We start from the raw sequence: 15,037 nt of genomic DNA on the forward strand, positions 1-15,037 counted from the left end.
GCGCGCGGCGACGATCGGCGGGGGTAACGCCACCTGTGCGCTGCGGTTTCACACCGCGCGCTCCGCCATTCGGGGGGCAGGAGCCGTCACCGCACACCCATGGGCCGGGCGCTCCGGGCTGCTGCTTGCGGGGGGTGTACCCCGGTCTCGCTCCGGTGGGGGCCTGTCGCACCGCTGTCCGCGCCCCCGACGGGCAGGGTCCGGAGGGGCGCGGGGAACGGCGCGCGCAACCGCCTGCCGGCGGAAGGTCGCGGCAGGGCCGGCAAGCCGGCGCCCGCAGCGGCCCCGTCAGGCGGGGAAGCCCGCGAGGATGCGGGCCTGGCCCTCGTGGGGTTCGACGAGGGCCAGCAGGCGGCCGTCGGGGGCGAAGGCGGCGGTCGGGCCGGGGGGCAGCTCCGGAACGGCGATGCGGACGCCGTGCGAGAGGAGCTGCGCCTGCGCGGGGTCGACGTCCCAGCGGGGGAAGGCCGCGGCCGCGGCGTCCTCCAGGGGGAGGACGGCGAAGGAGTCGGCCAGCTCGTCGAGGGTGCGGGCTCCGCCCAGGTCGTAGGGGCCGACCCGCGTGCGGCGCAGCGCCGTGAGGTGGCCGCCGACGCCGAGGCCGGCTCCCAGGTCGCGGGCCAGCGCGCGGATGTACGTACCGGACGAGCAGACCACCGTGACGTCGAGGTCGAGGACGCCCTCGTCCGGCGCGCCGGGCCGTACGTCCTGCACGGTGAAGGAGTGCACGGTCACCGGCCGTGCGGCGAGCTCGAACTCCTCGCCCTCCCGCACCCGGGTGTAGGACCGTACGCCGTTGACCTTGATCGCGCTGACCTTCGACGGCACCTGCCGGATCGGCCCGGTGAGCGCGGCGATGCCCGCGTCGAGGGCTTCCCGGGTGACCGCGGCGACGGCGGCGGGCGGCGCGGACGCGGTGACCTCGCCCTCCGCGTCGTCGGTGACGGTGGTCCGGCCGAGCCGGATGGTGGCGGTGTACTCCTTCTCGGTCAGCGCGAGGTGGCCGAGCAGCCGGGTGGCCTTCTCGACGCCGACGACGAGGACGCCGGTCGCCATGGGGTCGAGCGTGCCGGCGTGGCCGACCCGGCGGGTGCCGGCGAACCGGCGCACCCGGGAGACCACGCCGTGCGAGGTGAGCCCGCCGGGCTTGTCGACGACGACGAGCCCGGACGGGGCGGCGGAGCGCGTCATGCCGGCGACGTACCGCCCTCGGAGTCCTCGGAGTCGCCGGAGTCCTCGCGGCCCTCCGGCTCGTCGTCGTCGTCGAGATCCGCTTCGGCCGGCTTGCGGTACGGGTCGGCGTCCCCGGCGTACTGCGCGTCCGTGGCGGTCTTGCGGACCTCCTCGTCGGCCGCCCGCGCCTTGGCGAGCAGGTCGTCGATGGTGCGCGCGTTGTCCGGCAGGGCGTCGGCGACGAAGGCCAGCGTGGGCGTGAAGCGCACGCCCGTCTGGCGCCCGACCTCGGACCGGAGCACGCCCTTGGCGCTCTCCAGGGCCGCGGCGGAGGCCGCCCGCTCCTCGTCGTCGCCGTAGACCGTGTAGAAGACCGTCGCCTCCCGCAGGTCGCCGGTGACCCGGGTGTCGGTGATCGTCACGTAGCCCAGCCGCGGGTCCTTGATCCGCCGCTGCAGGGTCTCGGCGACCACGACCCGGATGCGGTCGGCCAGCTTGCGCGCCCGCGCGGTGTCGGTCATCGTCTTCTTCTCTCTCTGTCCTGGTTCGTCGTGCCCGCGGCAGGCGACCGCCGCCCGGCCGTTGCGGCCGGCCGGCAACCGCCCGGCCGCTCAGTCCTCGTCGCCGTGGATCCGCTGCCGTGCGGACAGCAGCTCCACCTCGGGACGGTCGAGCATCCAGCGCTCGCACCGGTCGAGTACGTCCTTGACGTGCCCGAGGTCACCGGACACCACCGCGAGGCCTATCTCGGCCCTGCGGTAGAGATCCTGCTCCCCGGTCTCGGCCACGCTCACACCGAACCTGCGGTGCAGCTCGGCGACGATCGGACGGACCACCGACCGCTTCTCCTTCAGGGACCGTACGTCACCCAGGAGCAGGTCGAAACACAACGTGCCTGCATACATGGGTACGACGGTACAGGCGACGGCCGGGGCCCATCGACGGGATTTCCCCGCCGACCGGCCCCGGCCCCTGACGCGTGTCAGCCGCGCGGCTTCTCGCGCATCTCGTACGTCGCGATGACGTCGTCGATCTTGATGTCGTTGTAGTTGCCGAGGTTGATACCGCCCTCGTAACCCTCACGAATCTCGGTGACGTCGTCCTTGAAGCGGCGCAGGCCCTCGATGTTGAGGTTCTCCGCGATGACCTTGCCGTCGCGGAGCAGGCGGGCCTTGGTGTTGCGCCGGACCTCGCCGGAGCGCACGAGCACACCGGCGATGTTGCCGAGCTTGGAGGAGCGGAAGACCTCGCGGATCTCCGCGGTGCCCAGCTCGACCTCCTCGTACTCCGGCTTGAGCATGCCCTTGAGCGCCGCCTCGATCTCCTCGATGGCCTGGTAGATCACCGAGTAGTAGCGGACGTCCACGCCCTCGCGCTCGGCCATCTGCGCGGCACGGCCGGCCGCGCGGACGTTGAAGCCGATGACGATGGCGTCGGAACCGGTCGCCAGGTCGATGTCCGACTCGGTGACCGCACCCACGCCGCGGTGCAGCACGCGGATGTCGACCTCCTCGCCGACGTCGAGCTGGAGCAGCGAGGACTCGAGGGCCTCGACCGAACCGGACGCGTCGCCCTTGATGATGAGGTTGAGTTCCTGCACCAGACCGGCCTTGAGGGCCTCGTCCAGGTTCTCCAGGGAGAACCGCACGCCCTTGCGGGCGAAGCGGACGTTGCGCTCACGGGCCGCACGCTTCTCGGCGATCTGCCGGGCGGTGCGGTCCTCGTCGACGACCAGGAAGTTGTCGCCGGCGCCGGGCACGTTGGTCAGGCCGAGCACGAGGACGGGGGTCGACGGGGTCGCCTCCTCCACGTTCTCGCCCTTGTCGTCGAGCATCGCGCGCACGCGGCCGTAGGCGTCGCCGACGACCATCGTGTCACCGACCCGCAGCGTGCCGCGCTGGACGAGGACGGTCGCGACGGCGCCGCGGCCCTTGTCCAGATGGGCCTCGATCGCGATGCCCTGCGCGTCCTGCTCCGGGTTGGCCCGCAGGTCGAGCGAGGCGTCCGCGGTGAGGATCACCGCTTCGAGCAGCTGGTCGATGTTCAGGCCCTGCTTGGCGGAGATGTCGACGAACATCGTGTCGCCGCCGTACTCCTCCGCCACCAGGCCGAACTCGGTCAGCTGGCCGCGCACCTTGGTCGGGTCCGCGCCCTCGACGTCGATCTTGTTGACCGCGACCACGATCGGCACCTCGGCCGCCTTGGCGTGGTTCAGCGCCTCGATCGTCTGCGGCATGACGCCGTCGTTGGCCGCGACCACCAGGATCGCGATGTCGGTGGACTTCGCACCACGGGCACGCATGGCGGTGAACGCCTCGTGACCGGGGGTGTCGATGAAGGTGATGCGGCGGTCCTCGCCGTTGACCTCCGTCGCCACCTGGTAGGCACCGATGTGCTGGGTGATGCCGCCGGCCTCGCCCGCGACCACGTTGGTCTTGCGGATCGCGTCGAGCAGGCGGGTCTTGCCGTGGTCGACGTGACCCATGACGGTGACGACCGGCGGACGCGGCTGCAGTGCTTCCTCGCCGCCCTCGTCCTCGCCGAACTCGATGTCGAAGGACTCGAGCAGCTCGCGGTCCTCCTCCTCCGGGCTGACGATCTCCAGCACGTAGTTCATCTCGTCGGCCAGCAGCTCCAGTGTGGAGTCCGAGACCGACTGGGTGGCCGTGACCATCTCACCGAGGTTGAGCATCACCTGGACGAGCGACGCCGGGTTGGCGTTGATCTTCTCGGCGAAGTCGGTGAGCGAGGCACCGCGCGACAGCCGCACGGTCTGGCCGTTGCCGCGGGGCAGCAGCACGCCGCCCACGGACGGGGCCTGCATGGCCTCGTACTCCTGGCGCCTCTGGCGCTTGCTCTTACGGCCGCGCGCCGGACGTCCGCCCGGGCCGCGACCGAAGGCGCCCTGTGTTCCGCCACGGCCGCCGGGGCCGCCGGGACGCCCGCCGAAACCGCCGGGACGCGGGCCGAAGCCACCGCCACCGCCGGCACCGCCGCCGGGACGCGGGCCGCCGAAGCCGCCGCCACCGCCACCGGGACGGCTGCCGGGACCGGCCGGACGGCCGGCGAAGCCGCCGCCACCGCCGCCGGGACGACCGCCCGGACCGCCGGGACGACCGCCCGGGCCGCCGGGACGGGCACCGGGACCGCCCGGACGACCGCCCGGGGACGGGGCCGGACGCTGGGGCATCATGCCCGGGTTCGGGCGCGGGCCGGAGCCCTGCGGCCGGGGCATGCCGCCCGGGCTCGGACGGGCGCCGCCGGCGCCCGGAGCGCCCTGGCCGGGACCCGGGCGCGGGGCGCCGCCGGGACGCGGGGCGCCGCCGGGGCCTGCCGGGCGCGGGGCACCGCCCTGGCCGCCGCCGGGACGCGGCGCGCCACCCGGGCGCGGCATGCCGGTGGAGCCGGACGTGAACGGGTTGTTGCCCGGACGCGGACCCGCGGGACGCGGGGCGCCGGGACGCGCGGCACCGCCCTGGCCGGGCGCGGGACGCCCGCCGGTACGGGCACCGGAGTCGCGCTGGCCGCCGTCACGCTGGCCGCCGCCCTGCGCAGGACGCGCGGGGCGGGGACCGGGGGTGGGGCCGGGACGGCTCTGCTGGTTCTGGTTCTGGTTCTGGTTCGCCGGGGGCGCGGCGGGCGGCGCCTGGAACTCAGCGGCCGGCACGGGGGCGGCGGGGCTGGGCTTGGGCGCGGCGGGACCGGGCTTGGGCGCCCCGGGGCCGGGCCGCGGGCCGGAGGACGGCGCGGAGCCGCTTCCCGGCGCGGCGGGAGCCGCGGGGGTGGTGCCGCCGGCCGGCTTGGGCGCCGGGGCAGCAGGACGGGCCGGCGCACCCGGGGTGGGGGCAGCCGGCTTGGCGGGCGCGTTCTTGCGCGGCGCCGAGGGCTTCGCAGCGGACTTGCCGGCGTTTCCGCCGCCCGGTCCCTGGAAAGCGTCGGTCAGTTTACGGACGACCGGCGCCTCGATGGTCGAGGACGCCGAACGGACGAACTCGCCGAGTTCCTGGAGCTTGGCCATGACGACCTTGCTCTCGACTCCCATCTCTTTGGCGAGTTCGTAGACCCGGACCTTAGCCACATCGCTCCTTTTAGGTCCGGGGTGTCCACCGGACCGTCGCTACTTCATGGGCGTACTCATCGCGTACTCATCGAGTGCTCATCGCAATCTCGACCTACTTCCATCTCGCGAGGTACCTGATCGCACGGGACGGGCCCGTGCCGTACTTCTTCACTGCCTTCTTACGGGGCTGCCTGCTGCTCGACAAACCGGCGCACTTCCGCGGGGTCGGGCGCCACCGGGCTTTTGAAGGCCCGGCCGAACGCCCGGCGGCGGACCGCCAGGTCGATGCAGGCAAGGACGGGATGCACATACGCACCCCGACCGGGCAGCGTACCGCGACGATCGGGAACGCACGCGTCCCCGCTCATCACCACACGCAGCAGTTCGCTCTTGGCCGCTCGCTGACGGCACCCGACGCACGTACGCTCCGGGCAGGCTGGCGACAGCGTCCGACCAGACACTCTTTAGTCTACCTCCCCGCACGGACGTCACTCCTTCGAGTGCGCCCACGTACGGCTGTTCGTTTCGGGTTCACCCCGCGAGCCGCCGTGATCCGGCCGCGCGGGGGTGGTTTTCAGCCTTCCGGACGCGCCTGCACCGGTGACTCGCCGCCGGCCGGCGGCTGCTCGGTGCCCTCGGTGTCCGGACGGATGTCGATCCTCCACCCGGTGAGGCGGGCGGCGAGGCGGGCGTTCTGGCCCTCCTTGCCGATCGCCAGTGACAGCTGGTAGTCGGGCACCGTCACCCTGGCGGAGCGGGCGCCCGCGTCCACCACCTCGACCCGGGACACCCGGGCGGGTGACAGCGCGTTCGCCACCATCTCGGCCGGGTCGTCCGACCAGTCGACGATGTCGATCTTCTCACCGTTCAGCTCGGCCATCACGGCGCGCACCCGGGCGCCCATGGGGCCGATGCACGCGCCCTTGGCGTTGAGGCCGGAGCGGGCCGAGCGGACCGCGATCTTGGTGCGGTGGCCGGCCTCGCGCGCGATGGCCTCGATGGTCACCGAGCCGTCCGCGATCTCCGGCACCTCCAGCGCGAAGAGCTTCTTCACCAGGTTGGGGTGCGTGCGCGACAGGGTGACCTGCGGGCCCCGGACGCCCTTGGCCACCCGCACGACGTACGTCCGCAGCCGGGTGCCGTGCTTGTACTCCTCGCCGGGGACCTGCTCCTGCACCGGCAGCATGGCCTCCAGCTTGCCGATGTCGACCAGGACGTTCTTGGGGTCCTTGCCCTGCTGGACGACGCCGGTGACGATGTCGCCCTCGCGGCCGGCGTACTCGCCGAACGTCACGTCGTCCTCGGCGTCGCGCAGCCGCTGCAGGATCACCTGCTTGGCGGTGGACGCGGCGATCCGGCCGAAGCCCGAGGGCGTGTCGTCGAACTCGCGGGGCTCGGCGCCCTCGGCGACCTCGTCCGGCTCCTCGGTCGCCCACACCGTGACGTGCCCGCTGGTGCGGTCCAGCTCCACCCGGGCGCGCCGGTGGCTGCCGGGCTCGCGGTGGTAGGCGATCAGCAGCGCCGACTCGATGGCCTCGACCAGCAGGTCGAACGAGATCTGCCGCTCCTGCACCAGACCCCGCAGGGCCTTCATGTCGATGTCCACGGCTACGCCTCCTCGGTCGTCTCGTCGTTGTCGCTGTCGCCGTCCACGTCCGCGTCCGCGTCCACGTCCGCGTCCACGTCCGCGTCACTGCCGTCGCGGCGGGTGAACTCGACCTCGACCCGGGCCTTCGCGATCTCGGCGAAGTCGGCGCGGGCGGGCTTGGGCTTGCGGCCCTTCACACCCGGCACCTCCAGGTCGAGACCCGTCTCGTCCACGGCCATGATCCGCGCGACCAGCTCGCCGCGCTCCCTGAGCGCCAGCTTCACCAGCCGTCCGGTGTTGCGGCGGAAGTGCCGGGGCTCGGTCAGCGGCCGGTCGGTGCCCGGCGAGGTGACCTCCAGGACGTACTCCGTCTCGCCCATCACGTCGGAGGCGTCCAGCGCCTGCGAGAGCGTCCGGCTGATCTCGGCCACGGCGTCCAGCTGGACGCCCTCCTCGGAATCCACCACGACCAGCAGCTGGCGGCGGCGGCCGGAGGCGCTCAGCGTGACCTCTTCCAGTTCGAGGCCCGCTGTGACGACAAGCGGCTCGAGCAACGCGCGCAGCCTCTCGCTCTGGGTGGTGCTCATCCGGGTGACTCCTCGGCCGCGTGTGCTGTTGTGGTGGAAGGTCGCGTGTAAGGGCAAGGCTACCCGAGCCGGGGCGGCGCACCGTGCCACTCCGGCACCCGTACACTCCCTCCATGATCCCGGAGGCGGCGGCTCGGCCGAGCAGGCGGAGCGTGGTGGCGGCAGCGGTCGCGGCGGTCGGCACGGGGTGCTCGGCGGACACGGACGGCAGGAACGGCGGGGGCGCGCCCGGCAGCTCCGCGGCGCCGCCCGGCACCGCGGAGCAGGCCCGGGCGGTGCGCGACAGCACGGAGCTGATCGGGCGCTACGACGCGGCCGCGGCGGCGCACCCCTCCCTCGCCTCCCGCCTGACCCCGCTGCGGGCCGAGGTCGCGCAGCACGTCGAGGCCTTCGGCGGCACCCCGCCCGCTGCCGGGGCGAAGGCCGCCGCCACCGGCGCGGGCACCACGCCCGCGCAGGCGCTCACCGCGCTGGCCGCCGCCGAGCGCCGGCTCGCCGACAGCCGGGCGGCCGCGCTGTTGACCGTCCCGGGCGGACTGGCCCGGCTGCTCGCGTCGGTCGCAGCGGCCGGTGCTGCCCACGCGGCACTGCTGAGCGGTGAGCCCGGCAGCGGCGGCAGGGGCACCGGGGGCGGGGACGGGACCACGGGCGACGACGGGCACGAGGGCTGAGGCGGTGGATCGGTGAACGCGGTCATCGACGCGGTGCAGGCGGCGCTGGCCGCCGAACACGCCGCGGTGTACGGCTACGGCGTCGTCGGCGGCCACCTGACCGGCTCCCGGCAGGACGACGCACGGCAGGGCTACGACGCCCACCGCGCCCGCCGCGACGCCCTCATCCGCACGGTCGGCGACCTCGGCGCCTCCCCCGCCGCCGAACCGGCCGGCTACACACTGCCCTTCGCCGTGACCGGGCCGCGGTCCGCGGCCCGGCTCGCGGCCTACGTCGAGGAGCGCGTGGCGGGCGCGTACGGCGACGTGGTGCGCACCGCGCTGGGGGGTCTGCGGCAGGACGCGGCGTCCGCGATGCGCGACGCGGCGGTGCGCGCCGTACGGTGGCGCGGCGGCAGCGTAGCCTTCCCGGGTCTGGCGGAACGCGGCTGACCGCGCCCGCCGGGCGAGCGACGGGCCGCACGGAGGGCAGGGCACAGCGAATGGGTTCAGCAGCGCACCACGGGCAGCCGCCCGCGGACGGCCCGCAGCCGCCGGAGCGGCTGGTGCGTACCGTCACCGCGTGGGAGGGCGAGGCGGGCCGGACGTGGCTGGCGCAGCTTCCCGGGCGGGTGGCCCGGCTGCTCGGCCGCTGGCAGCTGACCGTGGAGCGGGTCGTCGCCGCCGGGGGCCAGATCAGCATGATCGTGCTGGTGCGCACCGCGGAGGGTGAACCGGCGGTGCTCAAGGTCGGCATGGTCAACCGGGAGACCGAGCACGAGCACGCCGCGCTCGCGCACTGGGGCGGACGCGGCGCCGTGCGCCTGCTGCGGTCCGATCCCGGTGAGGGCGCGATGCTGCTGGAAAGGCTCCGGGCCGACGTGTCGCTTCGCTCGCTGGCCGAGGCCAAGGCGCTGCTGGAGGCCGAGGCGGTGCTCCAGCGGCTGTGGGTGCCGCCCGCCGCGGACCACCCGTTCCGTACCGTCGCCGCCACGACCGGCGAACTGGCCGAGCTGCTGCGCGGACGGCGCGACGCGCCCTGGGCGGCCGACGCGGTGCCGCTGATCGACGAGGCGCTGGCGGCGCAGGCCGAACTCGCGGCTTCCGCCGGCGAGGTGGAGACGGTGCTGCTGCACGGCGACTACCACCAGGGCAACGTGCTGGCCGGCGAGCGGGTGCCGTGGCTGGCGATCGATCCCAAGCCGCTGGTCGGTGAGCGGGCCTTCGACCTGGCGTGGCTGGCCAGGGACCGGCTGCCGACACTCGCCGCACAGCCGGGCTCGCGCAGCACCGCCCGGCGGCGGATCGCGAAGCTCGCGGACGCCCTGGAAGTGGACGCGGAGCGGCTGCGCGGCTGGTCCGTCTTCCGCGCCGTCGAGACGGGCGTGTGGTACCTGTCCGTCGGCGGGCGGGAGGACGGCGAGCTCCTGCTGGAGTTCGCGAGCTGGCTGTAGCGCCCTCCGTCACGCCCCGGCCCGGCGCAGCAGCGGCAGCGGGGCCCCCATCACGGCGTACGGCCGGGCGGCGCTCGGGAAGTGCACCGGGCGGGCCAGGTCGCGGTAGCCGAGCGCGCGGTAGAGGTGCCGGGCGGGGGTGTCGGCGTCGATGGCGGACAGGATGCTGCGCGGCTCGCTCGCGGCGTCGGTCAGCGCCGTGATGAGGGAGCGGCCGATGCCGCGGCCCTGGAATTCGGGCAGCACGTGCAGCTCGGTGATCACGAAGGAGTCGTCCAGCCAGCCGTCGTTGCCCTCGCGGCGCAGGTACGGCTGCACGACGCTGGACCACCAGTGGCCGCGGTCGTTGGGCAGGCCGTAGACGAAGCCGACCATGCGCCCGCCGGGCGTGCACGCGGTGAGCGCCCGTGCGCCGGGGTCGGCGAGATGCCGCAGCACGATCTGCCGCCGGATCGCCACCTCCTCGGGACCGAGCCCGAAGGCCACGGCCTGCACGGCGAGGGCCTCGTCGACATGCGCGGCGAGATCGGCGGGCTCCACCACCACGTTCTCCATGGGCCCGGAGACTACCCCGCCGCCTCCCCCGGCCCGTGATCGCGCAGGCCGGCGCACCTCGCCGCCGGCGGTTCCGGGGCAGGGCGCGGGCCTAGAACAGCACCGACATGAAGGAGCCGACCTCGGTGAAACCCACCCGCTCGTAGGCGGCGCGGGCCGGGGTGTTGAAGTCGTTGACGTAGAGGCTGACGACCGGGGCGACGTCGCGCAGCGCGTAGTTCAGGACGGCGGCCATGCCCGTCTCGGACAGCCGCCGGCCGCGGTGGGCGGGGGCCACCCACACGCCCTGGATCTGGCAGGTCTGCCGGGTGACGGCGCCGATCTCCGCCTTGAAGATCACCTCGCCGTCCTGGATGCGTGCGAACGCCCGCCCGTTGGAGACAAGTTCGGCGACCCGGGCCTGGTAGAGCAGCCCGCCGTCGCCAGCCAGCGGGGAGACGCCGACCTCCTCGGTGAACATCGCGACGCACGCCGGCATGATCACGTCCATCTCGTCCTTGCGGACCCGGCGCACCAGCGGGTCCGGCGCGATGTCCGCGGGCAGCGAGCGGGTGGTCATGAGCGGCTGGTGGCGGCGTACCTCACGGGCCGGTCCCCAGTGCGGCTCCAGGCGGGCCCACAGGTCGGCGGTGGGTCCGGCCGGTCCCACCAGGGACGAGCAGCGGCGCCCGGATCTGCGGGCGCGTTCGGCGAAGGCGGCGACGGCCTCGGGGGTGGCGCAGATGGGGACGAGGTTGGCTCCCGCGTAGCACAGCGAGACGAGCCGTCCGGCCTCGTACCAGCCCCACATCTCGCCGCCGAGCCGCCAGGGGTCGAGCCCGGCGACGTTGACCCGGGAGGTGACGAACGCGTTGGCGACCGGGTCGCGGTGCAGCACCGCGAGCGCGGCGTCGAGGTCACCGGGTTCCAGGACGCGGGCTGTCGAGTGGGTCAGCACGTGGGGGCCTCACCGTCTTCGGTCCGTGGGCCGCTGCCGCAGGCGTGGGGTGGAGTGGGAACTTTACCCCGCCCGTCTCCGGCCCGCCCCGCCCGGGCCCGGAGCGGGGACGGGACGGGGCGGCAGAGGCGCGCGGACCGGGCGGCCCCGTACGGGAGGGAGCCGGTCAGGACACGCTCACCTGGGGCTCGCCGGAGGCCACGCCGTCGTCCTTCATCTGGTCGGCGAGCTTCATCGCCTCGTCGATCAGCGTCTCCACGATCTTCGACTCCGGCACGGTCTTGATGACCTCGCCCTTGACGAAGATCTGGCCCTTGCCGTTGCCGGAGGCGACACCGAGGTCGGCCTCGCGGGCCTCGCCGGGGCCGTTGACGACGCAGCCCATGACCGCGACGCGCAGCGGCACCTCCATGCCCTCCAGGCCGGCGGTGACCTCCTCGGCGAGCTTGTAGACGTCGACCTGGGCGCGGCCGCAGGACGGGCAGGAGACGATCTCCAGCCGGCGCTGGCGCAGGCCGAGCGACTCCAGGATCTGGATGCCGACCTTGACCTCCTCGGCGGGCGGCGCGGACAGCGAGACGCGGATGGTGTCGCCGATGCCCTCCGACAGCAGCGCGCCGAAGGCGACCGCCGACTTGATGGTGCCCTGGAAGGCCGGGCCCGCCTCGGTGACGCCCAGGTGCAGCGGGTAGTCGCACTTCTCGGCCAGCAGCCGGTAGGCGTTGACCATCACGACCGGGTCGTTGTGCTTGACCGAGATCTTGATGTCGCGGAAGTCGTGCTCCTCGAAGAGCGACGCCTCCCACAGCGCGGACTCGCACAGCGCCTCGGGGGTGGCCTTGCCGTACTTCTCCAGCAGGCGCTTGTCGAGGGAGCCCGCGTTGACGCCGATGCGGATCGGCACGCCGGCGCCGGAGGCGGCCTTGGCGATCTCGCGCACCTTGTCGTCGAACTGCTTGATGTTGCCGGGGTTGACGCGGACGGCGGCGCAGCCGGCGTCGATCGCGGCGAAGACGTACTTCGGCTGGAAGTGGATGTCGGCGATCACCGGGATCTGCGACTTCCGGGCGATCGTGGACAGGGCGTCCGCGTCGTCCTGGGTCGGGCAGGCCACACGGACGATCTGGCAGCCGGAGGCGGTCAGCTCGGCGATCTGCTGCAGCGTGGCACCGATGTCGGAGGTCCGCGTGGTGGTCATGGACTGCACGGACACCGGGGCGTCACCGCCCACGGCGACGCTGCCGACCTGGATCTGACGGCTCTTGCGGCGGTCGGCGAGCTTGATCGGAACATCCGGCATACCGAGCGAAATCGCTGTCATCTGCGTGGCATCCCCATGGTGTGGCACAAGTCCCGGCGTGGGCGGGCTCCGGGGTCGAGATTACGTCACCCGCTCCCCGCGGCTCACCCGGCTCGGGACATCAGGAACTGAGTTTGACGGGGTTCACCACGTCGGCGATGAGAACGAGCAGCGTGAAGCACACGAAGATGCCGGCGACGACGTAGGCGACCGGCATGAGCTTCGCCACATCGAACGGCCCCGGGTCGGGCCTGCGGAAGACCCGGGCGGTGTGCCGGCGCAGCGACTCCCACAGCGCCCCCGCCACGTGGCCGCCGTCCAGCGGCAGCAGCGGGAGCATGTTGAACAGGAACAGCGACAGGTTGAAGCCCGCGACCAGTATCACCATGGTGGCGATGCGGTCGATGGCCGGTTCGTGCAGCGAGAAGACCTCGCCGCCGACGCGGGCCGCGCCCACCACGCCCATCGGCGAGTCGGCCTTGCGCGGTGCGCCCTCGAAGGTCGCCCGCCACAGGTCCGGGATGCGCTGCGGCAGCCGCAGCAGCGAGTCGACGCCCTGCCGGGCCATGTCGCCCATGTAGCTCACCGAGCCGGTGAAGCTCAGTGGTGTGACCTGGCTGGCGGGGCTGAAACCGAGGAAGCCCGCGATGACCGTGCCGCCGTCCGTCGGCTGCCCGTCGCTGTCGGTCCTGGGCACCTCGTTGGTGGTGATCACCGGGTGCAGTGTGACGTGCTTGCCGTCGCGCTCGACGACGATGGTGGCCTTGCCGACGCCCGTCCGGATGTCCTGGGAGAGCTGCGCCCAGTCCTTGACCGGCCGTCCGTTGAAGGAGACGAAGCGGTCGCCCGGCCTGAGCCCTGCCTGCTTGGCGGGGGCGACCGGGTCGCTCGCCTTGCAGGGGTTGTCCGCGTCGCGCTTGGCCGCGTCGGTCTGCGCGATCACGCAGTCACTGACGGAGGAGACGACCGTGGTGTCCTTGGCCACGCCGATGCCCATGAAGACCGAGAGCGCCAGACCGAAGGCCAGGATCAGGTTCATGAACGGCCCGGCGAACATCACGATGACGCGCTTCCACGGCTTGCGTGTGTAGAACAGCCGCGTCTCGTCGCCCGGTTGCAGCTCCTCGAAGGCCGCCGAGCGGGCGTCCTCGATCATGCTGCGCCACGGCGAGGTGGAGCGGGCGGTGATCCGCCCGTCCTCGCCGGGCGGGAACATGCCGATCATGCGGATGTAGCCGCCCAGCGGGACGGCCTTGAAGCCGTACTCCGTCTCGCCCTTCTTCCGGGACCACACCGTCGGGCCGAAGCCGACCATGTACTGCGTCACCCGGATCTTGAAGAGCTTGGCCGTGGACAGGTGCCCCAGCTCGTGCCAGGCGATGGAGACCATCAGGCCGACAGCGAAGACCACTATGCCGAGGACCGTCATGAGACCGGTCATACGCGTGCTGCCTCCGTTGCCTGGGCCAGTTCCACCGCCCGGGCGCGTGCCCAGGCCTCCGCTTGCAGGACGTCCTCCACCGTCAGGGAAGTTCCCGTCCCGGGCGTGCCGTGCTCCTCCACGACCTTCGCGACGGTGTCGACGATGCCGGTGAACGGCAGTCTCCCCGCGAGGAAGGCGTCCACGCACTCCTCGTTGGCCGCGTTGAACACCGCGGGCGCGGTGCCCCCGAGAGTACCCACGTGCCGGGCCAGCGCGACCGAGGGAAACGCCTCGTCGTCGAGCGGGAAGAACTCCCACGACATGGCCCGGGACCAGTCGAAGGCGGGGGCGGCGTCCGGCACCCGGTCCGGCCAGCCCAGGCCGAGCGAGATCGGCACCTTCATGTCCGGCGGCCCGGCCTGCGCGATCGTGGACCCGTCGACGAACTCGACCATGGAGTGGATGTACGACTGCGGGTGCACGACGACCTCGATGCGGTCGAACGGCACGTCGTACAGCAGGTGCGCCTCGATCACCTCGAGGCCCTTGTTGACGAGCGTCGCGGAGTTGACGGTGATGACCGGGCCCATCGCCCACGTGGGGTGCGCGAGGGCGTCGGCCGGGGTGACGTGGGCCAGCTCCGCACGGCTGCGGCCGCGGAAGGGACCGCCGGATGCCGTCACCAGCAGCTTGCGCACCTCCTGGCGGCTGCCGGCCGCCAGCGCCTGGAAGAGCGCGGAGTGCTCCGAATCGACCGGCACGATCTGCCCCGGCTTGGCCAGCGCCTTCACCAGCGGGCCGCCGACGATCAGCGACTCCTTGTTGGCCAGCACCAGCACCCGCCCGGCCTCCAGCGCGGCGAGCGTCGGGCGCAGGCCGATCGAGCCGGTGATGCCGTTGAGCACCGAGTGGCACTCCAGGCCCGCGGCCTGCGTGGCGGCCTCCGGACCGGCGAGGATCTCCGGCAGTACGGCCCCCGCGCCGTACTGGTCGGCGAGCGCCTCGCGCAGCGGGCCGACGGCGGCCTCGTCGGAGACGGCGACGGTCCGTACCCCGAGCCGGTGCGCCTGCTCGGCGAGCAGCGCGACCCTGCTTCCCGCGGCGGAGATCGCCGTCACGCGGAAGCGGTCCGGATTGCGCAGCACCAGGTCGACGGCCTGGGTGCCGATGGATCCGGTGGAGCCGAGGATCACGATGTCGCGGGGGCCGTCCGCCGGGTCGCCGGTGACGTGCGGGCGGTAGTGCGGGTCTGCGAGAGCGTCCGTCATGGGGCCATTGTGTCGTGCGCGGAGCACCCCGCGTCCACCACC

The 15,037-nt window shown here is 73.3% G+C and carries 15 protein-coding genes; 3 read left to right on the forward strand and 12 right to left on the reverse strand.

Annotated features, from left to right (window positions below; translation table 11 throughout):
• Positions 1-288: 288 nt before the first annotated feature.
• From truB to rimP, 7 genes are all read right to left on the reverse strand, one after another.
• Positions 289-1,191, reverse strand: coding sequence for a tRNA pseudouridine(55) synthase TruB (truB, locus tag ACH4SE_RS14480; protein ID WP_398543710.1), 903 nt, complete (start codon positions 1,189-1,191; stop codon positions 289-291).
• Positions 1,188-1,694: a 30S ribosome-binding factor RbfA gene (gene rbfA / locus ACH4SE_RS14485; protein ID WP_398543711.1), complete on the reverse strand. Its 507-nt coding sequence runs from the start codon at positions 1,692-1,694 to the stop codon at positions 1,188-1,190. Before rbfA ends, truB begins: the two co-directional genes overlap by 4 nt.
• 90 nt (positions 1,695-1,784) lie before the next feature.
• Positions 1,785-2,078 (reverse strand): DUF503 domain-containing protein, encoded by a 294-nt coding sequence (locus ACH4SE_RS14490; RefSeq protein WP_398543712.1) that lies wholly within the window; start codon positions 2,076-2,078, stop codon positions 1,785-1,787.
• Between the two features lie 77 nt (positions 2,079-2,155).
• Positions 2,156-5,251 (reverse strand): translation initiation factor IF-2, encoded by a 3,096-nt coding sequence (infB, locus tag ACH4SE_RS14495; protein ID WP_398543713.1) that lies wholly within the window; start codon positions 5,249-5,251, stop codon positions 2,156-2,158.
• A gap of 161 nt (positions 5,252-5,412) precedes the next feature.
• Positions 5,413-5,694 carry a YlxR family protein gene (locus ACH4SE_RS14500; RefSeq protein ID WP_398543714.1) on the reverse strand — a complete coding sequence of 94 codons (282 nt, stop codon included), beginning with the start codon at positions 5,692-5,694 and terminating at the stop codon, positions 5,413-5,415.
• A gap of 113 nt (positions 5,695-5,807) precedes the next feature.
• The gene (gene nusA / locus ACH4SE_RS14505) at positions 5,808-6,839 is read right to left on the reverse strand and encodes a transcription termination factor NusA (protein WP_398543715.1); all 1,032 of its coding nucleotides are present in this window, start codon (positions 6,837-6,839) and stop codon (positions 5,808-5,810) included.
• 2 nt (positions 6,840-6,841) lie between these two features.
• Positions 6,842-7,408: a ribosome maturation factor RimP gene (gene rimP, locus ACH4SE_RS14510; RefSeq protein WP_398543716.1), complete on the reverse strand. Its 567-nt coding sequence runs from the start codon at positions 7,406-7,408 to the stop codon at positions 6,842-6,844.
• Between the two features lie 113 nt (positions 7,409-7,521).
• On the opposite strand from rimP, the gene ACH4SE_RS14515 reads away from it, so the two are divergent.
• Genes ACH4SE_RS14515 through ACH4SE_RS14525 form a run of 3 tightly spaced genes read left to right on the forward strand, consistent with a single transcriptional unit; the run spans position 7,522 to position 9,512 of the window.
• On the forward strand, positions 7,522-8,079 hold the full coding sequence (locus tag ACH4SE_RS14515) for a hypothetical protein (RefSeq protein ID WP_398543717.1): 558 nt from the start codon (positions 7,522-7,524) through the stop codon (positions 8,077-8,079).
• A gap of 12 nt (positions 8,080-8,091) precedes the next feature.
• A complete protein-coding gene (locus tag ACH4SE_RS14520; RefSeq protein ID WP_398543718.1) occupies positions 8,092-8,511 on the forward strand; it encodes a ferritin-like domain-containing protein in 420 nt (139 codons plus the stop codon).
• 50 nt (positions 8,512-8,561) lie between these two features.
• A complete protein-coding gene (locus ACH4SE_RS14525; protein ID WP_398543719.1) occupies positions 8,562-9,512 on the forward strand; it encodes an aminoglycoside phosphotransferase family protein in 951 nt (316 codons plus the stop codon).
• Positions 9,513-9,521: 9 nt separating this feature from the next.
• Here the strand turns inward: ACH4SE_RS14525 and ACH4SE_RS14530 are convergent, their stop codons facing one another.
• From ACH4SE_RS14530 to dxr, 5 genes are all read right to left on the reverse strand, one after another.
• Entirely contained in the window at positions 9,522-10,067 is a 546-nt protein-coding gene (locus ACH4SE_RS14530) for a GNAT family N-acetyltransferase (RefSeq protein ID WP_398543720.1), read from the reverse strand.
• Positions 10,068-10,158: 91 nt separating this feature from the next.
• Complete coding sequence (locus tag ACH4SE_RS14535; protein ID WP_398543721.1) at positions 10,159-11,004, reverse strand: GNAT family N-acetyltransferase; 846 nt, start codon at positions 11,002-11,004, stop codon at positions 10,159-10,161.
• A gap of 166 nt (positions 11,005-11,170) precedes the next feature.
• Positions 11,171-12,325, reverse strand: a complete 1,155-nt coding sequence (gene ispG / locus ACH4SE_RS14540; protein WP_398543722.1) for a flavodoxin-dependent (E)-4-hydroxy-3-methylbut-2-enyl-diphosphate synthase — start codon at positions 12,323-12,325, stop codon at positions 11,171-11,173.
• A 100-nt stretch (positions 12,326-12,425) separates the two neighbouring features.
• Positions 12,426-13,745 (reverse strand): M50 family metallopeptidase, encoded by a 1,320-nt coding sequence (locus ACH4SE_RS14545; RefSeq protein ID WP_398543723.1) that lies wholly within the window; start codon positions 13,743-13,745, stop codon positions 12,426-12,428.
• Positions 13,742-14,995: a 1-deoxy-D-xylulose-5-phosphate reductoisomerase gene (gene dxr, locus ACH4SE_RS14550; RefSeq protein WP_398543724.1), complete on the reverse strand. Its 1,254-nt coding sequence runs from the start codon at positions 14,993-14,995 to the stop codon at positions 13,742-13,744. The genes ACH4SE_RS14545 and dxr overlap by 4 nt, the downstream gene beginning before the upstream one ends.
• Between the last annotated feature and the right edge of the window lie 42 nt (positions 14,996-15,037).

This window comes from Streptomyces sp. NPDC020983 (assembly GCF_044333485.1).
Lineage (GTDB): Bacteria > Actinomycetota > Actinomycetes > Streptomycetales > Streptomycetaceae > Actinacidiphila.